18 protein-coding genes are annotated in these 20,615 nt (G+C 52.1%); 10 read left to right on the plus strand and 8 right to left on the minus strand.

Annotated features, from left to right (window positions below; translation table 11 throughout):
- Positions 1–59 precede the first annotated feature (59 nt).
- The 3 genes from ACTHRY_RS04160 to ACTHRY_RS04170 form a co-directional block, all read right to left on the minus strand.
- Complete coding sequence (locus tag ACTHRY_RS04160) at positions 60–233, minus strand: hypothetical protein (protein WP_049322700.1); 174 nt, start codon at positions 231–233, stop codon at positions 60–62.
- 75 nt (positions 234–308) lie between these two features.
- The gene (gene recX, locus ACTHRY_RS04165; RefSeq protein ID WP_049322701.1) at positions 309–770 is read right to left on the minus strand and encodes a recombination regulator RecX; all 462 of its coding nucleotides are present in this window, start codon (positions 768–770) and stop codon (positions 309–311) included.
- Between the two features lie 96 nt (positions 771–866).
- Positions 867–1,580: a phosphoglycolate phosphatase gene (locus tag ACTHRY_RS04170; RefSeq protein WP_049322753.1), complete on the minus strand. Its 714-nt coding sequence runs from the start codon at positions 1,578–1,580 to the stop codon at positions 867–869.
- Between the two features lie 421 nt (positions 1,581–2,001).
- On the opposite strand from ACTHRY_RS04170, the gene ACTHRY_RS04175 reads away from it, so the two are divergent.
- From ACTHRY_RS04175 to ACTHRY_RS04190, 4 genes are all read left to right on the plus strand, one after another.
- Positions 2,002–3,267: a Glu/Leu/Phe/Val family dehydrogenase gene (locus ACTHRY_RS04175; protein WP_049322702.1), complete on the plus strand. Its 1,266-nt coding sequence runs from the start codon at positions 2,002–2,004 to the stop codon at positions 3,265–3,267.
- Positions 3,268–3,427: 160 nt separating this feature from the next.
- Positions 3,428–4,246, plus strand: coding sequence for an FKBP-type peptidyl-prolyl cis-trans isomerase (locus ACTHRY_RS04180; RefSeq protein ID WP_049322703.1), 819 nt, complete (start codon positions 3,428–3,430; stop codon positions 4,244–4,246).
- A gap of 97 nt (positions 4,247–4,343) precedes the next feature.
- Positions 4,344–4,970, plus strand: a complete 627-nt coding sequence (purN, locus tag ACTHRY_RS04185; RefSeq protein ID WP_049322704.1) for a phosphoribosylglycinamide formyltransferase — start codon at positions 4,344–4,346, stop codon at positions 4,968–4,970.
- A gap of 30 nt (positions 4,971–5,000) precedes the next feature.
- Positions 5,001–5,669: a membrane protein gene (locus ACTHRY_RS04190; protein ID WP_049322705.1), complete on the plus strand. Its 669-nt coding sequence runs from the start codon at positions 5,001–5,003 to the stop codon at positions 5,667–5,669.
- 57 nt (positions 5,670–5,726) lie between these two features.
- Here the strand turns inward: ACTHRY_RS04190 and ACTHRY_RS04195 are convergent, their stop codons facing one another.
- Positions 5,727–7,220 carry an Rne/Rng family ribonuclease gene (locus ACTHRY_RS04195; RefSeq protein ID WP_049322706.1) on the minus strand — a complete coding sequence of 498 codons (1,494 nt, stop codon included), beginning with the start codon at positions 7,218–7,220 and terminating at the stop codon, positions 5,727–5,729.
- A gap of 237 nt (positions 7,221–7,457) precedes the next feature.
- Between ACTHRY_RS04195 and grxC the strand changes: the two genes are divergently transcribed.
- The 3 genes from grxC to recG all read left to right on the plus strand — a co-directional run bounded on the left by grxC (position 7,458) and on the right by recG (position 10,312).
- Positions 7,458–7,715: a glutaredoxin 3 gene (gene grxC, locus ACTHRY_RS04200; protein ID WP_003684090.1), complete on the plus strand. Its 258-nt coding sequence runs from the start codon at positions 7,458–7,460 to the stop codon at positions 7,713–7,715.
- A 21-nt stretch (positions 7,716–7,736) separates the two neighbouring features.
- On the plus strand, positions 7,737–8,171 hold the full coding sequence (gene secB / locus ACTHRY_RS04205; RefSeq protein WP_003745844.1) for a protein-export chaperone SecB: 435 nt from the start codon (positions 7,737–7,739) through the stop codon (positions 8,169–8,171).
- A gap of 101 nt (positions 8,172–8,272) precedes the next feature.
- Positions 8,273–10,312, plus strand: coding sequence for an ATP-dependent DNA helicase RecG (recG, locus tag ACTHRY_RS04210; RefSeq protein ID WP_049322754.1), 2,040 nt, complete (start codon positions 8,273–8,275; stop codon positions 10,310–10,312).
- A gap of 65 nt (positions 10,313–10,377) precedes the next feature.
- Here recG and gdhA read toward each other — a convergent pair whose 3' ends face one another.
- Positions 10,378–11,712, minus strand: coding sequence for an NADP-specific glutamate dehydrogenase (gdhA, locus tag ACTHRY_RS04215; protein WP_049322707.1), 1,335 nt, complete (start codon positions 11,710–11,712; stop codon positions 10,378–10,380).
- A 413-nt stretch (positions 11,713–12,125) separates the two neighbouring features.
- Between gdhA and ACTHRY_RS04220 the strand changes: the two genes are divergently transcribed.
- Complete coding sequence (locus ACTHRY_RS04220) at positions 12,126–12,920, plus strand: thymidylate synthase (protein WP_036491762.1); 795 nt, start codon at positions 12,126–12,128, stop codon at positions 12,918–12,920.
- 134 nt (positions 12,921–13,054) lie between these two features.
- Positions 13,055–16,540, plus strand: a complete 3,486-nt coding sequence (smc, locus tag ACTHRY_RS04225; RefSeq protein ID WP_049322708.1) for a chromosome segregation protein SMC — start codon at positions 13,055–13,057, stop codon at positions 16,538–16,540.
- 93 nt (positions 16,541–16,633) lie between these two features.
- Here the strand turns inward: smc and ACTHRY_RS04230 are convergent, their stop codons facing one another.
- The 3 genes from ACTHRY_RS04230 to pmbA all read right to left on the minus strand — a co-directional run bounded on the left by ACTHRY_RS04230 (position 16,634) and on the right by pmbA (position 19,886).
- Positions 16,634–17,143 carry a cold-shock protein gene (locus ACTHRY_RS04230; protein WP_049322709.1) on the minus strand — a complete coding sequence of 170 codons (510 nt, stop codon included), beginning with the start codon at positions 17,141–17,143 and terminating at the stop codon, positions 16,634–16,636.
- A gap of 154 nt (positions 17,144–17,297) precedes the next feature.
- A complete protein-coding gene (locus tag ACTHRY_RS04235) occupies positions 17,298–18,467 on the minus strand; it encodes a glycosyltransferase (RefSeq protein WP_440374067.1) in 1,170 nt (389 codons plus the stop codon).
- A gap of 87 nt (positions 18,468–18,554) precedes the next feature.
- Positions 18,555–19,886 (minus strand): metalloprotease PmbA, encoded by a 1,332-nt coding sequence (pmbA, locus tag ACTHRY_RS04240; RefSeq protein WP_440374068.1) that lies wholly within the window; start codon positions 19,884–19,886, stop codon positions 18,555–18,557.
- 124 nt (positions 19,887–20,010) lie between these two features.
- On the opposite strand from pmbA, the gene yjgA reads away from it, so the two are divergent.
- On the plus strand, positions 20,011–20,544 hold the full coding sequence (yjgA, locus tag ACTHRY_RS04245) for a ribosome biogenesis factor YjgA (RefSeq protein ID WP_440374069.1): 534 nt from the start codon (positions 20,011–20,013) through the stop codon (positions 20,542–20,544).
- The last annotated feature ends 71 nt before the right edge of the window (positions 20,545–20,615 follow it).

The following is a 20,615-nucleotide window of genomic DNA, read 5'->3' on the forward strand; positions in this document are numbered from 1 at the left end:
TGAAATCTCTTGCTTAATTTACAATTGGTTATCTGCATTTTCGTAGCCTAGCATAACTGCTAATCTACGTCAGCCCCTAACCAAAAACGGAAAACCAAGAAGAAAACCAAGACCAAAACGCCAGCCCAAACCAGCAACATGAATCCGGCTACTGCCTGACCCAAGCGGTAAACAGGGTTTTTGCGTTCGTCTTCGAGTAGGGGATTGGATGTATCGTGTGGTTTGTCGGACATGATGAAGCTCTGATTGGATTATTGAATGAATGCGTAAGGGTACGCCGATAGTCGTAAAGATTCAAGTAGGAATGATTATTGATAGAAGTCTTCTTCTTCATTCCATGCGGTTTTTAAGGCCGTTTGAATAGTGTCTGCACCAAAGCCGCGATACGCAAGGAAACGCGCTTGTTTTTGTTTTTCTTTCAAATCTTCAGCTTCTTGCTTGAATTTTTTACGCAAAACAGAAATGGCGGTTTGCAGCTCGTCCTCCCTGTCGGGCAGTAATTCCCGACAGTTATCCGCATCAATACCTTGTTGCGCCAAGGCTTGTTTGAGGCGGAGCGTGCCGTAACGGTTGCTCTTGCTGTGAATATAGGCTTCAGCGTAACGGTGGTCGGATTGCCAATTTCGTTCGGCGAATTCGTCCAAAACCTTTTCCAATTCTTCTTCGCTTTCAGCGTGCGGAGCCAGTTTGCGTTTCAAACCGACGCGGCTGACTTCTTGACGGGAAAGAATATCCAAGGCGCGGGCACGTAAGGTTTTAGGGGGTCTCATGGGATATGGCGGAGGTGAGGTAACTACATTGAATTACATTTTCAGACGGCCTGATTGGGAAAATAGCCGAAAAGGCCGTCTGAAAATAAAGCCGAATTATTCTTCGTCTTTATTTTTTTGCGGTTGCAGATTTTCGTAGATTTCAGGCAGGGCTCGAATCAACAAATCAGGTTTGGTCGCTTTGTCTTGAGAGAGCAAGGTCATGTCGCCGTAGCCGAATGTTACGCCGACGCTGAAGCAACCGGCCGCTTTAGCGGCAATAATGTCATTTTTAGAATCGCCCACCATCAGCATATTGGCAACGTCGATGCCCAGAACTTCGGCCGCATGTTGAAGCGGCAATGGGCTGGGTTTTTTCTCAGTCAGGCTGTCTCCGCCGAGAACCAAGCTGAAATAGTCGTCGAGATTGAGCTGTTTCAGCAGCTCGGCTGCCAGCACTTCATTTTTGTTAGTAATGACAACTAACGGGATGCCCAAGGATTTGAGCAGGCCGAGGCCGGCTTCGGTTTCAGGGTAGGGGCGGGTAAAGTCGCTCAAGTGCTCGCGATAATATTTCATAAAGAACACAAAGCCTTTTTCCCAGATTTCAGGATCGGCTTCTTTTTCACGATCATGGGTGATGACACGATGAACCAATTTGCCGATGCCGTCGCCGACATAACTTTCAACCGTTTGAGTGGGTAAAACAGGCAAACCCAGGTATTCGCACATGGCTTGGGCGGCGGCGGTCAAATCCGGAATGGAATCGCATAAAGTGCCGTCCAAATCAAAAGCAACGGCTTGAACGTGTTCTAAAGTAGCAGCGGTCATCAAATAGCTTTCTGTCATATCATTTAAGGCGTTATTTTAGCATTATTTCCCCGATTTGCCGATGTTTTGCCGATTTTTCAATGGCTGCTTGTTTAAATTGTTAACAATTTTTACAGGCGTAGGGTTGGTTGTCTGTCGGGAAGGGCGGAAGTGATTTTGTCAACAAAAAGGGAGCTTGGGTAGGTATTGAAAAACAAAGAGTTTGTATCGTTTTTGGAAAGGGTTTGAGAAATATTGGGGCCGGGCTGTCTGAAAATTTTGAGTCAAGGCGTCTATATTTTCAGACGGCCTCAAACTAAATTCATATATAAATGAATGGATTTGCTTTTTATTGACTACATGCTATTACATTTTCTCCCGTTTTTGTATATAGTAACAAGTATGGCTCTCGTCTAATCATGTGTATGAAAAGGAAAAATACATGTCCGCATCTGCTGTTAAAGAAACACTGAATCCGTTTGAAATTGCACAAAAACAAGTAAAAATTGCCTGCGATCGCCTGAATGCCGACCCGGCAGTATTTGAAATCTTGAAAAAGCCGCAACGTGTTTTGGAAGTGAACTTCCCTGTCAAACTCGACAACGGTACAGTAGAAAATTTCACCGGTTACCGTTCACAACACAATAATGCCGTCGGTCCTTACAAAGGCGGCGTGCGCTTCCATCCCAATGTGAATCTGGACGAAGTCAAAGCCCTGTCTATTTGGATGACCATCAAATGCTGCGTAGCCGGTATTCCTTACGGCGGCGGCAAAGGCGGCATCACTTTGGATCCGCGCAATTATTCCGAAGCAGAATTGGAACGCATTGCCCGCGCTTATTCCGAAGCCATTTCTCCGCTGATCGGCGAGAAAATCGACATTCCCGCCCCCGATGTGAACACCAACGGCAAAATCATGTCTTGGATGGTTGATGCCTATGAAAACGTGGTAAAACATTCCGCACCGGGCGTATTTACCGGCAAACCGGTTGAGTTCGGCGGCTCTTTGGCGCGTACCGAAGCCACTGGTTACGGCGTAAATTTCGCCGCCGTCCAAGCTTTGGAAAAACTGGGCAAAGACGTGAAGGGTGCCACTTACGCCATTCAAGGTTTCGGTAACGTGGGCTACCACACCGGTTACTATGCACACAAAGCCGGTGCGAAAATCGTTGCCGTATCTACTGTTGACGTTGCCATCTACAACGAAAACGGCTTGGATATGGAAGCGCTGTTCAAAGAATACCAAGAAAAAGGTTTCATCACCAACGAAGCCGGTTACGGTAAAGAAATCAGCAATGCCGAACTTTTGGCTTTGGATGTGGACGTACTCGCCCCTTGCGCATTGGAAAACCAATTGACTTCTGAAAATGCAGGCAAAGTCCGTGCGAAAATCGTGGTTGAAGGTGCAAACGGCCCGACTACTCCTGAAGCCGATGTTATCCTGCGTCAAAACGGCGTATTGGTTGTTCCTGATATTTTGGCAAACTGCGGCGGCGTGGTTGTATCTTATTTCGAATGGGTACAAAACCTGCAAGGCTACTACTGGGAGTTTGACGAAGTTCAAGAGAAAGAAACAGTGGTTCTGCGCCGTGCATTCCGCGATATTTGGAACTTGGCTCAAGAATACGATGTCGACCTGCGTACCGCTTCTTACATGATGAGTATCCGTCGTGTTGAAAAAGCAATGAAACTGCGCGGTTGGTATTAATCGGTTGACCGATAGCTAAGACAAGGCCGTCTGAAACCTGTTTTCAGACGGCCTTGATGTTTTTGATAAGAGCCTTTACAAATTTTAATCCACCTTGATTCCATTTCAATCAAACTCAGCTATAATCCCCTTTTTTGACCTTTCCGGAAAAGACATAATCATGAACAAAACTTTCAAATTCAGCGCATTGGCTTTGTCTGCTCTGTTGGCGATGACTGCTTGCAACCAACAAAAAGACACTGCCACCAAAGATGCTCCTGCTGCTTCCGCAGCTTCAAATGCGACTGCAGATGCTTCCGCCATCGGTTCTACTGCCCAACAAGCCAGCTACGCAATGGGTGTGGACATCGGCCGTTCATTGAAACAAATGAAAGACCAAGGCACAGAAATCGATTTGAAAGTCTTCACCGAAGCCATGGAAGCCATGTTTGAAGGCAAAGAAGTTAAAATGACTGAAGCCCAAGCTCAGGAAGTGATGATGAAATTCCTGCAAGAGCAACAAGAAAAAGCGGCTGCCAAACGTGCTGAAGATGCCAAAGCAAACTTGGAAAAAGGCGAAGCGTTCTTGAAAGAAAACGCGACTAAAGAAGGCGTAAAAACCAGCGCTTCCGGTCTGCAATACAAAATCACCAAAGAAGGCGAAGGTAAAAAACCGACTAAAGACGACATGGTTACCGTTGAATACGAAGGCCGTCTGATTGATGGTACCGTATTTGACAGCAGCAAAGCCAACGGCGGCCCAGTCAGCTTCCCTGTAAGCCAAGTCATTCCAGGTTGGACTGAAGGTATCCAACTCTTGAAAGAAGGCGGCGAAGCAACATTCTACATCCCGGCTAAATTGGCTTACCGCGAAGTGGGCGCCGGCGATAAAATCGGCCCGAACGCCACTTTGGTATTCGACGTGAAACTGGTTAAAGTCGGCGCGCCTGATGCTGCCGCACAACAACCAGTACAAGTTGACGTACAAAAAGTTCAATAATCCGAATCAAGGCTTACGCCCTTAAACAACGGATAAAAGGCCGTCTGAAAAAATTCCGTTTCAGACGGCCTTTGTTCTAAACCAACAAGGAATTATGATGAAAAATATCGTCATCCTTATTTCCGGACGCGGCAGCAATATGCAGGCGATTGTGAATGCCGATATTCCCGATGCCAACATTGCAGCCGTATTGAGTAACAACGAGACCGCAGCCGGATTGGCATGGGCGGCAGAGCGCGGTATTGCCACCGACAGTTTGAACCATAAAAACTTCGACTCGCGTCTGGCATTTGATCAGGCCATGATGGAAAAAATCGATGCCTATCAGCCCGATTTGGTCGTATTGGCGGGCTTTATGCGCATTTTGACTCCGGAGTTCTGCGCCCATTATGAAAACCGCCTGATTAATATCCATCCGTCCATCCTGCCTTCCTTTACCGGTTTGCATACCCATGAACGCGCATTGGAAGCAGGTTGCCGAGTGGCAGGCTGCACCATCCATTTCGTAACCCCTGAGCTGGATTGCGGCCCGATTATTTCGCAAGGCATTGTCCCTATTTTGGACGGCGATACCGCCGACGACGTTGCCGCACGCGTGCTGACGGTTGAACACCAGCTGTTTCCGCAAGCCGTTGCCGATTTTGTTGCAGGCCGTCTGAAAATCGAAGGCAACCGCGTTTTGAATGCACAACGCAATGCCGCCGGTCAAAGCCTGCTGGCTTGATTGAAACACCATACACACAAGGAAAACATCATGAATCCGATTAAAACAACTCTGCTGACACTTTCCCTGCTCACAGCCTCCGTCGGCGTGCAAGCCGCTGAATTGCCGCAATCTGCCGTTTTGCAATACTCAGGCAGCTACGGTATTCCTGCGACCATGACCTTCACACGCAGCGGCAACCAATACAAAATCGTCTCTACCATCAAAGTACCGCTTTACAATATCCGCTTTGAATCCGGCGGCAGCATTAGCGGCACGACCTTGCATCCGTCTTACTACAAAGATGTACGCGGCGGCAAAGTGTATGCCGAGGCCAAATTCTCCGGCGGCAACATCACTTACGGCAAAGCAGGTGATTTGAAAACCGAAAAATCCGGCCCGGCCATGGACTTGTTCACTTTGGCATGGCAACTGGCTGCCAATGATGTACGCCTGCCGTCAGGTTTGAAAATTACCAACGGTAAAAAACTGTACACTGTCGGCAGCATGAACAAAATCGGCAACGAAAGCTATAAACTGAACGGCGGTACAACGCCTGTGAGCAAATATCGCGTCCGCCGCGGCGACGATACCGTTACTTACTCGTTTGCTTCCGATATCGACAATATCCCTGCGCAAATCAGCTATACCGATGACGGTAAAACCTACAACCTGAAACTGACTTCCGTCAAAATCAACGGTAAAGTAGTGAAACCGTAATCTTTATTTACTCAAACAAGAAGGCCGTCTGAAAAGTTTTCAGACGGCCTTTTATCTTTACAGCAACACAATATCGTATTGTTCCTGCGTGTAGGCGGTTTCGACTGCCAGTGAAATCGGTTTGCCGATAAAGTCTATCAACATTGCCAGCGATTGCGATTCTTCGTCTAAGAACAAGTCGATGACATTCGGAGCGGCCAAGATGCGGAAGGCTTGGACATCGTAGCGGCGCGCTTCGCGGACGATTTCGCGCTGAATTTCGTAGCACACGGTTTGCGGCGTTTTCAGACGGCCCCGGCCTTGGCAGGAAGGGCAGGGTTCGCAGAGGATTTGGCTTAAGTTTTCACGCGAACGTTTGCGCGTCAGCTCGACCAAACCCAAACTGGTGAAACCGTTGAGGGTAACGCGGGTACGGTCGAAGGCGAGGGCTTTGGCAAGCTCTTGCAGGACGGCTTCGCGGTGGGCTTCCTGCGCCATATCGATGAAGTCGATGATGATGATGCCGCCGAGATTGCGCAGGCGAAGTTCGCGGGCGATGGTGTGGCAGGCTTCGAGGTTGGTGCGGAAGATGGTTTCATCAAAATTGCGTGCGCCGACAAAGCCGCCGGTGTTTACGTCAATGGTGGTCATGGCTTCGGTGGACTCGATGATGAGGTAGCTGCCGAAGTTGAGGTTGACGCGCGGTTGCAGGGCGCGGGCGATTTCCTGCTCGATGTTGTGGGTTTCAAATAGGGGGCGTTCGCCTTTGAACAGCTCGATTCTGCCCAATGCGCCTTGAACGTATTGTTCGGCAAACTGGGTCATGCGGCGGTGATTTTCAGTCGAGTCGACCAGGATTTTGTGCGTATCAAGGCTGAACATATCGCGCAATACGCGCAGGCTTAATGGCAAATCTTGATACAGCAGGGTTTCAGGCGGTTGGATTTTCGCCTGTTTTTGAATGTGTTCCCACACTTTGGTCAGATAGTTGATGTCTGATTGCAGCTGGGCATCGGAAGCGTTTTCGGCGTTGGTGCGGATGATGTAGCCGTGGCAGGCGTTTTCTGGCAGCAGGTTGTTGAGGCGCTCCCTCAGGATGCTGCGTTCGGCATCGTCCTCAATGCGTTGGGAAATGCCGATGTGGTCTTCTTGCGGAAGATGGACGAGGAAACGGCCGGCCAGTGAGATTTGGGTGGAAAGCCGCGCGCCTTTGGTATTGATGGGGTCTTTGATGACCTGAACCAAGACGGACTGGCCTTCAAAGAGCATGTGTTCGATGCGTTGGGTTTCGTCCGGATTGCGGCGTTGTTCGAGGACGTCGACGATGTGCAGAAACGCGGCGCGTTCCAAGCCGATATCGATGAACGCGCTTTGCATGCCAGGGAGGACGCGTTTGACGACGCCCAAATAAATATTGCCGACCAAGCTATGGCCGCTGTTGCGCTCGATGTGCAGCTCGCAGATATTGTTCTCTTCCAAAACAGCCACACGCGTTTCTTGCGGCGTGATGTTGACGAGGACGGTTTCGGGCGGACGCACGGCGTCCTTGGGGATGGGGATTCCTGAAAGCATGGGGATACCTGATTTTGAATAGAAAAACTTTTGCGATGTGTTCTTCTCCAAAAAACAAATGGCAAAAGTCATTCTGCGAAAGCGCTTATCATACTTTAATTATGGTTTTTCCGCATCTGCACAAATGTTTATGGCCAAGAGGCCGTCTGAATGTTTTTTACAACCGTACGGCGGGAATACTTGTAAAATAACGCTTATGCCCATATAGTCATGAACATTGGTATTTTGGAAGAAATCATGCAAACCGTTACTGTTTATACCGGTCCGTATTGTCCGTACTGCACCATGGCGAAAAGGCTGTTGCAAGCGGTGGGTGTGAAAGAAATCAACGAAATCCGCATCGACGGCAATCCGGAAGTTTTTGCCGAAATGCAGCAGCTTTCCGGCCAGCGCAGCGTGCCGCAGATTTTTATCGGCGACACCCATGTCGGTGGCTTTACCGATTTGTACCGCTTGCAGCAGGAAGGCAAGTTGGACGAATTACTGAATCCTTAACCCTTAACTTAGGAAAATAAAATGAGCGAAGAATTGCAACCTGTATTCAGCGTTGAGCGTCTGTATGTAAAAGACTTGTCTTTGGAAGTGCCTCACGCGCCACAAATCTTCTTGGAACAAGGCGAGCCTGAAGTGGATATGCGCGTTTCTACCGGTAACACCAAACTGGAAGATGGTTTCTACAGCGTTGACGTTACCGTTACCGTGACTGCCAAACTGAACGAAGAGCGTACCATGTTCTTGAACGAAGTTACCCAAAGCGGCATCTTCCGTTTGGAAAACATTCCTGAAGAAGACGTACAACTGCTGTTGGGCGTTGCTTGTCCGAACATCCTGTTCCCTTACGCACGTGAAGCCATTTCCAACAGCGTAACCCGCGCCGGCTTCCCACCTGTACTGCTTGCTCCGATCAATTTTGAAGCAATCTACCAACAACAACAGGAAGCTAACGCTTAATTGCGTTATACCTAAATTAAGGCCGTCTGAAACATTGCGTTCAGACGGCCTTTTTGTTTTCGGATAAAATACAGCAAACTTTCAATCAGCTGCCTTTTAAGATGACGCCCGAAACCCAAAAACAGCTCAAAATTACCGATGTTTCCGCCAAGAAGCTAGAGAAACTCAACCTCCATACCGCGTGGGATTTGGTGTTGCACCTGCCGTTGCGTTATGAGGACGAGACGCACATCATGCCGATTAAGGATGCGCCGATCGGCGTGCCGTGTCAGGTCGAGGGCGAGGTCATCCATCAGGAAGTAACTTTTAAGCCACGCAAACAGCTGATTGTCCAAATTGCCGACGGTTCCGGCAGTGTCCTTTTTTTGCGTTTCATCCACTTTTACGCCAGCAACCAGAAACAGATGGCGGTCGGCAAACGCATCCGCGCCGTGGGCGAAATCAAACACGGGTTTCACGGCGACGAGATGATTCATCCCAAAATCCGCGATGCCGAGAGCAGCGGTTTGGCGGAAAGCCTCACGCCGATTTATCCGACCGTAAATGGTTTGAACCAGCCTACTTTGCGTCGCATTATTCAGACGGCCTTGGACGTTACGCCGCTGCACGACACGCTGCCCGATGCCTTATTGGGTCGTCTGAAACTGCCGCACCTCGCCGAAAGCCTGCGCCTTTTGCACTCTCCGCCGCCGAGTTTTACCATCCACCAGCTTTCCGACGGCGCGCTGCCCGCATGGCAGCGGCTCAAATTTGACGAACTTTTGGCGCAACAGCTTTCCATGCGCTTGGCGCGGCAGAAGCGTGTCAGCGGTACGGCGGCGGCATTGGGCGGCGACGGCACGCTGACCCAAGCCCTGCGCCACGCCTTGCCGTTTGCTCTGACCGGTGCACAAGAAAGAGTCGTGTCCGAAATCCGCCGCGACATGGCGCAAACCCATCCTATGCACCGCCTGCTTCAAGGCGATGTCGGCAGCGGCAAAACCATCGTCGCCGCCTTGTCCGCGCTGACTGCCATCGAATCCGGCGCGCAGGCGGCTGTGATGGCGCCGACTGAAATCCTTGCCGAACAGCATTTCATCAAGTTCAAACAATGGCTTGAGCCGTTGGACCTTGAAGTCGTCTGGCTTTCCGGCAGCCAGCGCAAAAAAGCCAAAGACGAAGTCAAAGCCAAACTCGCCGACGGCACCGTCAAAATCGCCGTCGGCACGCACGCCCTGTTTTCAGACGACGTCGAGTTTCAAAATCTTGGTTTGGTGATTGTGGACGAACAACACCGCTTCGGCGTCGCCCAACGCCTTGCCCTCAAAAACAAAGGGCGCGACGTCCACCAGCTGATGATGTCCGCCACGCCCATCCCGCGCACGCTTGCCATGAGTTTTTTCGCCGACTTGGACGTGTCCGTCATCGACGAATTGCCGCCCGGTCGTACCCCGATTAAAACCCGCCTCGTCAACAACGTCCGCCGCGCCGAAGTCGAAGGCTTCGTTCTCAACATCTGCCGCAAAGGGCAGCAGGCATACTGGGTCTGCCCGCTGATTGAAGAAAGCGAAACCCTGCAACTGCAAACCGCCACCGAAACCCTAGCCCAGCTTCAGGCAGCTTTGCCCGAACTCAGCATCGGCTTGGTACACGGGCGCATGAAGGCCGCTGAAAAAGCCGAAGTCATGGCGGATTTTGCCGCAGGCCGTCTGAACGTCTTGGTTGCCACCACCGTCATCGAAGTCGGCGTAGATGTGCCCAACGCCGCCCTGATGGTGATCGAACACGCCGAACGCATGGGCTTGGCGCAGCTGCACCAATTACGCGGGCGGGTAGGGCGCGGCGCGGCAGAAAGCGTGTGCGTCCTCCTGTTTGCCGAACCCTTGAGCGAACTCGCCAAAGCGCGGCTGAAAGTTATCTACGAACACACCGACGGCTTCGAAATCGCCCGCCAAGACCTCAACATCCGCGGTCCCGGCGAATTTCTCGGCGCGCGCCAAAGCGGCGTCCCCATGCTGCGCTTCGCCAACCTTGAAGAAGACCTGCACCTCTTGGAACAAGCGCGCGAAATCGCGCCCATGTTAATCGAACAAAACCCCGAAATCGTCGAAGCGCATTTGGCAAGGTGGCTTTCCAGCAGGGAAGGTTATTTGGGCGTATAAAATTTGCATGAAAAGAAAAAAGGCCGTCTGAAAACAGACGGCCTTTGGTTTGGCTGGATAGGGGTTTAGAAACCTTGTGCCAACATGGCATCGGCTACTTTGACGAAACCAGCAATGTTCGCACCATTGACATAGTTCACTTTGTCTCCGACTTTGCCGTATTTCAGGCAGGATTCGTGGATGTTGTGCATGATGTCGAACAGGCGTTGGTCGACTTCTTCACGGGTCCAAGACAGGCGGATGGCGTTTTGACTCATTTCCAAACCTGAAGTTGCTACGCCACCGGCGTTGGAGGCTTTGCCCGGAGCGTAGAGGATGCCGGCTTTGATAAATTGTTCGACCGCGCCCAAAGTTGACGGCATGTTCGCACCTTCGGCAACCACATAGCAACCGTTTGCCAGCAGGATTTTGGCGGCATCTGCGTCCAATTCGTTTTGGGTGGCGCAAGGCAGGGCGACTTCGGCTGCGATGTTCCACGGTTTTTGGTTTTCAAAGTATTGCAGGCCTTGTTCTTTGGCGTAAGTGGCCACGCGTTCGCGGCGTACTTCTTTCAGCTCGATCAAAGCGGCAAGTTGCGCTTCGGTCATACCGCTGTCAGGGAAGAGGACAAAGCCGTTGGAGTCGGAAACGGTCAATACTTTTGCACCCAGTTGGATGGCTTTTTCGGCTGCATATTGTGCCACGTTGCCGGAGCCGGAAATCAACACGCGTTTGCCTTCGATGCTGTCGTTGCGGGTTTCCAACATGGCTTGGGCAAAATACACGCAGCCGTAGCCGGTGGCTTCAGGGCGAATCAGGCTGCCGCCCCATTCGAGGCCTTTGCCGGTCAGGACGGAAGCAAATTCGTTGCGGATTTTTTTGTATTGGCCGAACAGATAGCCGATTTCGCGGCCGCCTACGCCGATATCGCCGGCAGGAACGTCGGTGTCGGCGCCGATGTGGCGGTAGAGTTCAGTCATAAAGGCTTGGCAGAAGCGCATTACTTCGGCATCGGATTTGCCTTTAGGATCGAAGTCGGAACCGCCTTTGCCGCCGCCCATAGGCAGGGTGGTCAGCGCGTTTTTGAAGACTTGTTCAAAAGCGAGGAATTTCAACACGCCCAAGTCGACGGTAGGGTGAAAGCGCAAACCGCCTTTGTAAGGGCCGATGGCGGAGCTCATTTGAATGCGGTAGCCGCGGTTGACTTGAACTTGGCCTTTGTCGTCCATCCAAGTGACGCGGAACATAATCACGCGTTCCGGTTCAACAATACGCTCAAGCAGGCTTTGTTGGGTGTATTTCGGGTTTTTCGCCAAAAACGGATCCAAACTCATGAGTACTTCTTCAACGGCTTGGTGGAAGGGTTCTTGGTTGGGATTGCGTTGTTTAAGATTGTTAAACAGGGTGTTCAGGTCAGTCATTTTTCTACTCCTATTGAGTGAGATGTTTCAATATTTATGTTTCGAAATATAACTGTAAAAAATTTACTTGCCAAGAAAAATTTTAGCAGGATTGTTGACATTATTTTTTTACCAATTTGTAAAATTAGAATTATATTTTTAGAATTATTGAAAATTATTGATTATATTTCATATATTAAAAATAATAAGCCATAAAGTTCTAAGTAATTAAACTAGAAAATTTCAAAATTTTTTTGTAAAAATTTTATTTGGCTCAAAATTTCTTGTAAATAAATGCTAAATTGTCAACATTATTAACGGATATACACTAAGCCTAGAGGAAGGGTTGGTCCATTGCAGACAGAGAGGCAGGCCGTCTGAAAATTCGGTACAATACGCATCAAATTCCCACAACACATACATTAAGGAAACCCATGAAAGCCTATCACGACCTTATGCGCCATGTTCTCGACAATGGCATCGACAAATCCGACCGTACCGGCACCGGTACGCGTTCTGTATTCGGTTACCAAATGCGTTTTGATTTGAGTGAAGGCTTTCCGCTGTTGACTACCAAAAAATTGCATCTTCGCTCGATTATTCATGAGCTGCTTTGGTTTCTCAAAGGCGATACCAACATCAAATATCTGAAAGACAACAACGTTTCCATTTGGGACGAATGGGCGGACGAAAACGGCGATTTAGGCCCGGTTTACGGCTACCAATGGCGCAGCTGGCCCGCACCCGACGGCCGCCATATCGACCAAATTGCCAATGTGGTGGAACAAATCAAGAAAAATCCCGACTCGCGCCGCCTGATTGTGTCCGCATGGAATCCCGCTTTGGTCGACGAAATGGCCTTGCCGCCTTGCCACGCGCTGTTTCAGTTTTACGTTGCCAACGGCAAACTGTCCTGCCAGCTTTACCAACGCAGCGCCGATATTTTCCTTGGCGTACCGTTCAACATCGCCAGCTACGCATTGTTGACCATGATGATGGCGCAAGTGTGCGGACTGGAAGCCGGTGAGTTTATCCATACGTTTGGCGATGCCCATTTGTACAGCAACCATATCGAGCAGGCCCGACTGCAATTAAGCCGCGATTTCCGAAGCCTGCCGACCATGAAAATCAACCCTGAAGTCAAAGACTTGTTTGCCTTCAAATTTGAAGACTTCGAGTTGGAAGGCTATGATCCGCATCCGCACATCAAAGCAGCAGTATCGGTGTAATCCAAGTTAAAAAACAAAAGGCCGTCTGAAAGTTCAGACGGCCTTTTTATTTGATTTGAATCGTCAGATTTTCTCTCAACGAATCAGCGTATTTCCGTTAAAATACGCCTTCTTTTCCGATTCGAAACATTGCCATGCGCCTGACCCACATCAAACTCTCCGGCTTCAAATCTTTTACCGACCCGACCACGATTCATGTGCCGGGGCAGCTTGTTGCGGTTATCGGGCCGAACGGCTGCGGCAAGTCGAATGTGATTGACGCGGTGCGCTGGGTGTTGGGCGAGGCTTCGGCGAAGCAGCTTCGCGGCGAGAGTATGCAGGACGTGATTTTTAACGGTGCGGCAACGCGCCGTCCTGCGCCGAGGGCTTCGGTGGAGCTGGTGTTTGACAACAGCGACCACAGTTTGCAGGGCGCGTGGGGGCAGTATGCCGAGGTGAGCATCAAGCGGCAGCTGACGCGTCAGGGTGAATCGACTTATTTCATCAACAATCAGACCGTGCGCCGCCGCGACATTACCGATTTGTTTCTGGGTACGGGCGTGGGCGCGCGCGGTTATGCCGTTATCGAGCAGGGGATGATTTCGCGCATCATCGAAGCGCGGCCGGAGGAGTTGCGCGCCTATATCGAGGAAGCGGCGGGCGTGTCCAAATATAAGGAACGCCGCAAGGAGACGGAAGGCCGTCTGAAAGACACGCGCGAGCATTTGCAGCGTTTGGGCGATTTGCAGAACGAGTTGGCGCGTCAGGTGGAAAAGCTGGAAAAACAAGCCGAAACCGCCGAACGCTACAAATCCCTGACCGCGCAGTTGAACCGCCAGCAGGATTTGCTCGATTACGCCCAATGGCAGCAATCGCTTGCCGCCGCCGACAAAGCAACCGTGCAGCATCAGTCTTTGCAGGCGCAGCAGGACGAAACCGCCGCGCAGGTTCAGGCGTTAAATGACGAAGTACACGCCTTGCAGACCGCCGAACAGTCGCAGCAGCAGGCGGTGCACGAATTGAGCAACAAGCGTGGCGTGTTGCGCGAGCAGATTGCCCGTTTGGAAGAACAAATCCGCCATCAGCAAAACTTGCACCAACGCATCGAACGCGACAAGCAGGCGGCGCAGGCGCAGTTGCAACGTATCCATCAGGAGCAGCAGCAAATCCGCGTGCAGCTTGAAGAAAACGAGTTGCAGGCCGAAGAAAAGCAAACCGAATTGGCGGAATGGGCGATGCAGGTTGCCGAACACGAAGAGCGTCTGCCTGAATTGGAAGAAGCCCAAGCCACGCTCAACGCCGCCTTCCAAACCCAGCAGGACGAGGCAAACCGCATCCGCCGCGAACTGGCGTTGAAGCAGCAGCAGCTTGCCCATGCCGAACAAACCGTTGCCAAGCACGAAGAGCGCAAAGGTCGTCTGAAACAGGAAAACCAAGCCCTGAACCTGCCCGACGAAGCCGAAACCGCCGCTGTGCAGGAAGCCGCCGCCTTGTTGCAAAGCCAGCAAGAGCATTACGAAGAACAAATTATTGCCGCCGAAGAAGCCTTACACGCCGCCCGCGAGACGTTTCAGACGGCCTCAAGCCGCTTCCAAAACCTGAAGCAGCGACACATCACCTTGCAGGCTCAGCAGCAGGCGTTGTCGCAAATCCTGTCGCAACAGCAGGAAGCCACCGACTTCTGGCAGGCAACCGACCACGCCGCCGCGCCGCAACTATGGCAACACATCACCGCGCCCGCCGAGTGGCAGCACGCCTTGTCCGTCATCCTTGCCGAACGCCTGCACGCCCGCGCCGTGCCGCACGGCTTCGTGCCGCCCGCGCCGTTGCCGCAGGGGCAGGCGGCATGGCTTTCAGACGACCTCTCCGGCGGCATCAAAAAATCCCTGCCCGTACAGGCATTACTGAACCAAATCCAAGCGCAGCCGCCGTTTCAGACGGCATTGCACCACTGGCTCGACGGCGTATTGTGCGCGCTCGATTTGAGCTACGCCCTCGCGCATCAAAACGATTTGGGCGCACACCAAATCTGGCTCACGCCCGAAGGCCATCAGGTCGACAAAGTTAGCGTCCTGCTCTATGCCAAACCCGCGCAGGAAAGCCTGATTGCCCAAAAAGCGCGTCTCGACGGCATCGCGTCCGAACTGGAAAACCTCGCCCCCAAACTTTCCGCCGCCGAAGCCGCGTTCAAACAGGCGGAGGCCGCCGTGCGCTCGTCCGAAGTGCAGCATAAAAACCTGATGCAGCAGCAACAGCAGCACACGCGCCAATACAGTCAAGCGCAGCAACGCGCCGCCGAACTTCTGGCGCACACCAACCAAGGGCAAATCCGCCGCGAACACATCGAGCGCGAACTGGCGCAGTTGGCAGAAGAACAGACCGTGTTGCAACACACGTCCGACGGGCTTTCAGACGACATCGCTACTTTGCAGGAAGCCGCCGCTGAACTCGAATACCAGCAGCAAACTACCGCGCACAGCCGCCAAGAGCAGCAAGGCCGTCTGAAACAGGCGCAGCTTGCCCTGTTGGAAGCCAACCGCCAATACGGACTGGCCGAAGTCGCTGTCCACAAGCTCAACCAGCAAAAACAAAACTACCAACAGCAAATTGCCCAGCTTGAACAGCAAACCTTCGACTGGCAGGAACGCCAGCAAGAGCTTGCCCTCGCCTATGAAACCGAGTTCCAAAACGATGAGCAGCACATCAAGCTCGAAGAATTAACCGAGGCCGTGCAGACCTTGGACGAAGAATATATTGTCGTGCAGGAGAAACTCGCGCAGATTCAGGAGCAGGGCAGGGAGCAATACGCCCGCGTACAAACCCTGCAAATCAAGCTGCCGCAGCTTCAGGCCGCTACCCAAACCGCCCTGTTGCAGCAGCAGGAAGCCCTGATTAACGCTAAACGCTACCATCAAAACCTGACTGAACGCGCCGCCGATTTGGACGCGCTCGTAGCCTTGGTGAAAGAATCGCCGAAAGTATTGAACAGCAGCATCGGCAGCCTCACCCAGCAAATCGAAGCACTCGGCGCCGTCAACCTCGCCGCCCTGCAAGAACTCGAAGAAGCGCGCGAACGCGACGGCTACTACCGCAACCAGAGTGAAGATGTGCAGGCCGCCATCGCACTTTTGGAAGAAGCCATCGCCCAAATCGACGACAAAACCAAAGCGCGTTTCAAAGAAACCTTCGACGCCGTCAACGGCAAAGTCCAAACCTTCTTCCCGACCCTGTTCGGCGGCGGCGAAGCCACACTCAAAATGATAGGCGACGACCTCCTGACTGCCGGCGTGTCCATCATGGCGCGTCCGCCCGGCAAGAAAAACAGCACCATCCACCTCCTCTCCGGCGGCGAAAAAGCCCTCACCGCCATGAGTCTTGTGTTTGCCCTGTTCAGCCTCAATCCCGCTCCGTTCTGCCTTCTGGACGAAGTCGATGCCCCGCTGGACGATGCCAACACCTCGCGTTTCTGCAACCTGGTCAAAGAAATGTCGGCGCAAACCCAGTTTCTCTACATCTCCCACAACCGCCTGACCATGGAAATGGCAGAGCAGCTCGTCGGCGTAACCATGCAGGAAAAAGGCGTATCACGCGTCGTCGCCGTGGACATTAAACAGGCGTTAGAAATGGCTGAGCCGAATTGAGGTAAGAATAAAGGCTGTCTGAAAGAATGAGGAAGAAATCTATCATTTCATCTTCCCATTTTTTCAGACGGCCTTTTTGTATTGGATAAAGCGTTATTGTTTTGACGTATTATCTTTGGCGCGTTGAGGCTGCCCCGAGCGTTGGTTGCTGCCATTGACGGCATCGCGCCATGCTTTGCGTTCGGCTTCGATTTTGGCGGCGACTTCGTGAACCATGGTTTCTTGTTTTTTGACGGCAGGTTCTTTTGGTGTGTTGTCGGAAAAGTGGAGGCCATACCACAAGGCGGCGAAAATGCTGCAGACGAAGATCACGGCAATCAGGCCGACGATGGCTTGTTTGCCGGCGAGGGGTTTTTCGGGGGGAGGGACGAGGACATCGAAGCAGTCGGCGCAATCGAGGGCGAAGCAGACGTTTTCGGCTTCTTTGCGGCCGCGCCGGCCTTCTGTGATGTTGAAGGAGATGTGTTGCCCTTCAGCCGGTAGGCGGGTAAGGGTGGTAAAGGCGGCAAGGGCAAGAAAGATTTCTTGGCCTGTGTCTTCTATGGTAGCGGCGCCGAAGCCGCGCTTGCTGTTCCAGCGAGTAATCGTTCCGTAATAGCGCATAATGTATGTGGGGATATTATTATAGGTAACAGTTTTTCTTTTGACTGATTTTAAATCAAAAAGTTTAGTTATTGTCTTAATTTTACACTAGATTTGTCTTGTTGGAAGTAGGCAGGCCGTCTGAAGGATTTCAGACGGCCTGTATGGTTTATGCCTATTTATTAAGCACTTTTTGGAAGGTGTCGATCAGGTGTTGCGCTATGGCTCGGCTGCCGAATTGTTGCAGGCAATCTTGGCGCAAACGGACGGGATCGTAGTGTGCATGGTTTTCGTATAGGGTGAGCAATGCTTTGGTCAGTTCCGGTATGTTTTCGATTGGCACCAGCAGGCCGTTGTCGGATGTGACGATGGATTCGGGGCCGCCGCAGCGTGTGGCGATAACGGGCAAACCTTGCGACAGTGCTTCGATATAGACGACGCCGAAGGTCTCGGTACGGCTGGCAAGGACGAATGCGTTGCTGTGGCGCATGAGGTCTAGGGTTTGGTCGGTGGTCAATGCTCCGGTAAAGGTAACGGCGTGGTTGATGTCCAAGTCGCTTGCCAGTTGTTTCAGACGGCCTTCTTCTGCGCCGCCGCCGCCGATTTTGAGTTTGAGCTGCGGATAGGTTTTGAGTGCTTCGGCAAAGGCAGGCAGGAGCAGGTCGTGGCCTTTGAGGTGGCGCAGGTGGGAGACGCTGCAGAAGGTAAAGTTTTGATTGTTTTTTTCGGGGAACTCAAAATCCTGTTCAAAATTGCCGCCCAGCATATTGGGCAGGTATTGCCAGTCTGTACCGGCGTAGGTTTTTTCGAGAATGCGGCAGAAATCACGGCTGACGGCGAACCGGGCTGCGCTGTGGCGCACGGCTTCGTGCATGGACGGCCATTGGTTTTTGCGGACAAGGCCGCGTGAAATGGCGCTGCTGTGTTCGGTAATCACATAGGGAATGCCGTATTTTTTGAAGATGGCGCAGGCCAAAATAGCGGCGTAGTTGACGCAATGGGCGTGAATTACGTCGGGTTTGCCGTTGTCGGCGATATAGGCTTCAAAAGCTTTCATGCCTGCGTTGACCCAGCGGATACGGTCGATGTCGACAACCGGGCAGCGCGGGAAGAAATACATGCTGTCGTAGGCGTAAGTGTTGAGTCCACCTTGCTGATGGCGGCGCAGGCCGTAGAAGCGCGAGAAGATGGTTTTCGGCTGGCTTCTCAAGTAGCGGAACATGGGAACGACCATGCCGATTTTCATGCCTTCGCGTTGCAGGGCTTGGGCTTGGAGGCGGAAAAAGATTCCGTCCACGTCGGTTTCGGAAGAGGGGTACCAAGAGGGAATGACGACAATATGCATGATGTGTTTTTTATGGAAGTAGATAACGGCGAGGCCGTCTGAAAAGAAAAGATATCTTTCAGACGGCCTTTTGTATATTTAGTTCAATCAGTTGCCGGCAACCGTCATTTTGGAAACCAAGACGGAGCCGATTTGGTTAGACGAACGGCGTAATGCGTCGTCTGCCACGCCGATGATGTCGCGGTACATATCCTGCAAACGTCCGGCAATGGTGATTTCCTGAACCGGATAGGCAATGACGCCGTTTTCCACCCAAAATCCGGCCGCACCGCGCGAGTAGTCGCCGGTAATGGTGTTGACGCCTTGCCCCATCAATTCGGTAACCAGCAAACCTGTCCCCATTTCTTTCAACAGGTCGGCCTGCGTGGCATGGGTGTGGTTCAGATACAGATTGTGCGCGCCGCCGGCGTTGCCCGTTGTCTGCATACCGAGTTTTTTTGCACTGTAACTGCTGAGGAAATAGCCTTCGATTATGCCGTTTTTCACCACAAAACGCGGCTGTGTGGCCACGCCTTCGGCATCGAAATAAGTGCTGCGGAACGAGCGCAGGATATGCGGTTCTTCACGAAGGCTGAGAAACTCGGGCAGCACCTGTTTGCCGATGCTGTCAATCAGGAAGCTGCTTTGGCGGTAGAGCGCGCCGCCGCTGAGTGCGCCGATAAGGTGGCCGATTAAGCCGACGGCGACAGTGGTGTCGAACAGTACGGGATAGCTGCCGGTCGGAACGCTGCGGCTGTTCAGACGGCGTAAAGTCCGTTCGGCTGCGGTTTTGCCGATGAGTTCGGGCGCGTCCATGTCTTCGTGACGGCAGGAAGAATCGTACCAATAGTCGCGCTGCATGCCGTGTTCGTCACTGGCGACTACGCTGCAAGAAATGCTGTGGTGCGTGCTTTGCTGATGTGCGGCAAAGCCGTGGGTGTTGCCGTAAACGTATTGGTAATGGCCGGTATGAACCGATGCGCCTTCCGAATTTTCAATGCGTTTGTCCGTTGACAGCGCGGCCTGTTCGCATTGCTTGGCCAAATCAATGGCGGATTCGGTACTCAAATCCCATTCGTGGTAGCGGTCGAGGTCGCCGATATGGGTTGCCATCAAGGCAGCATCGGCAAGGCCGGCGCAATCGTCTTCGGCGGTATAGCGCGCAATATCGATGGCGGCCTTGACCGTATCTTGCAGGGCGCGTTCGGAGAAGTCGGCAGTGCTGGCGCGGCCTTTGCGTTGGCCGACATAGACCGTAATGTCTAAAGATTTGTCTTGTTGGAACTCGATTTGTTCGATTTCGCCCAAGCGCACGCTGACGCTTTGGCCGAGCGACTCGCTGAAATCGGCTTCGGCCGAGGTGGCGCCGGATTGTTTGGCCAAATCCAGCGTGTGTCCGCACAGGCGCAACAGCTCGTCCGGTGTGTGGTTAAACAGCATAAAAAGGTTTCCTGACAGGGTTTTGCGGCATTTTAACCGTTTCAGACGGCCACTGCAAAAATCGCACGGAAAGGCCGTCTGAAAACTGATAAAATAGGCAGATTCAGAAAATCAGGGAAACACAATGTTTGAACAAGAAGACGAATGGGTCAGCAAAACCCAAATGAAAAAGCAGATGAACGATTTGCAGGCTTTGGGTATGGAGTTGACCAAGCTCTCCAGCGATACGTTGAAAAAAATCGGCTTGGACGAAGAGCTGTTCGAGGCCATCGCCACCTATAAAAAAATCACGTCCAACAGCGCGCTCAAACGCCAAGCCCAATTTATCGGCCGCCTGATGCGCGATACCGACCCCGCACCCATCGAAGCCTATTTGGCCAAACTGCGTGGCGACAATGCGGCACACAATGCCTTTTTGCAACGCGTCGAGCAGGCGCGTACCCGACTGTTGGCAGACGATGGTGCGATTACCCAATTTATGGCCGATTTTCCGCAGGCCGACGCCGGTAAATTGCGCACCTTGATCCGCAACACCAAAAAAGAGCAGGAACAAAATAAACCGCCGAAAAACTTCCGCGCGCTGTTCCAAGAAATTAAAGCAGTGATGGAGGCCGGTCAATCCGACGCTTCAGGAGAAGGGCAGGATTGGGAAGAATAAACATGAAGGCCGTCTGAAAACGGGTTGCGGTTTTCAGACGGCCTGTATCGTAATACCGAAGGAGGATGACC

Origin of the sequence: Neisseria sp. P0004.S004 (genome assembly GCF_051963335.1) — a bacterium.
Taxonomy (GTDB): domain Bacteria; phylum Pseudomonadota; class Gammaproteobacteria; order Burkholderiales; family Neisseriaceae; genus Neisseria.

Excerpts from the sequence above, each read along its gene's own strand:
- ACTHRY_RS04160 (WP_049322700.1), bottom strand. The coding sequence starts at position 233 with ATGTCCGACAAACCACACGATACATCCAATCCCCTACTCGAAGACGAA.
- ACTHRY_RS04230 (WP_049322709.1), bottom strand. The coding sequence starts at position 17,143 with ATGCGCTATTACGGAACGATTACTCGCTGGAACAGCAAGCGCGGCTTC.
- ACTHRY_RS04180 (WP_049322703.1), top strand. The coding sequence starts at position 3,428 with ATGAACAAAACTTTCAAATTCAGCGCATTGGCTTTGTCTGCTCTGTTG.
- ACTHRY_RS04190 (WP_049322705.1), top strand. The coding sequence starts at position 5,001 with ATGAATCCGATTAAAACAACTCTGCTGACACTTTCCCTGCTCACAGCC.
- ACTHRY_RS04195 (WP_049322706.1), bottom strand. The coding sequence starts at position 7,220 with ATGCTTTCAGGAATCCCCATCCCCAAGGACGCCGTGCGTCCGCCCGAA.
- purN (WP_049322704.1), top strand. The coding sequence starts at position 4,344 with ATGAAAAATATCGTCATCCTTATTTCCGGACGCGGCAGCAATATGCAG.
- pmbA (WP_440374068.1), bottom strand. The coding sequence starts at position 19,886 with ATGCTGTTTAACCACACACCGGACGAGCTGTTGCGCCTGTGCGGACAC.
- ACTHRY_RS04235 (WP_440374067.1), bottom strand. The coding sequence starts at position 18,467 with ATGCATATTGTCGTCATTCCCTCTTGGTACCCCTCTTCCGAAACCGAC.
- gdhA (WP_049322707.1), bottom strand. The coding sequence starts at position 11,712 with ATGACTGACCTGAACACCCTGTTTAACAATCTTAAACAACGCAATCCC.
- ACTHRY_RS04175 (WP_049322702.1), top strand. The coding sequence starts at position 2,002 with ATGTCCGCATCTGCTGTTAAAGAAACACTGAATCCGTTTGAAATTGCA.
- secB (WP_003745844.1), top strand. The coding sequence starts at position 7,737 with ATGAGCGAAGAATTGCAACCTGTATTCAGCGTTGAGCGTCTGTATGTA.
- smc (WP_049322708.1), top strand. The coding sequence starts at position 13,055 with ATGCGCCTGACCCACATCAAACTCTCCGGCTTCAAATCTTTTACCGAC.
- ACTHRY_RS04170 (WP_049322753.1), bottom strand. The coding sequence starts at position 1,580 with ATGACCGCTGCTACTTTAGAACACGTTCAAGCCGTTGCTTTTGATTTG.
- ACTHRY_RS04220 (WP_036491762.1), top strand. The coding sequence starts at position 12,126 with ATGAAAGCCTATCACGACCTTATGCGCCATGTTCTCGACAATGGCATC.
- recG (WP_049322754.1), top strand. The coding sequence starts at position 8,273 with ATGACGCCCGAAACCCAAAAACAGCTCAAAATTACCGATGTTTCCGCC.
- yjgA (WP_440374069.1), top strand. The coding sequence starts at position 20,011 with ATGTTTGAACAAGAAGACGAATGGGTCAGCAAAACCCAAATGAAAAAG.
- recX (WP_049322701.1), bottom strand. The coding sequence starts at position 770 with ATGAGACCCCCTAAAACCTTACGTGCCCGCGCCTTGGATATTCTTTCC.
- grxC (WP_003684090.1), top strand. The coding sequence starts at position 7,458 with ATGCAAACCGTTACTGTTTATACCGGTCCGTATTGTCCGTACTGCACC.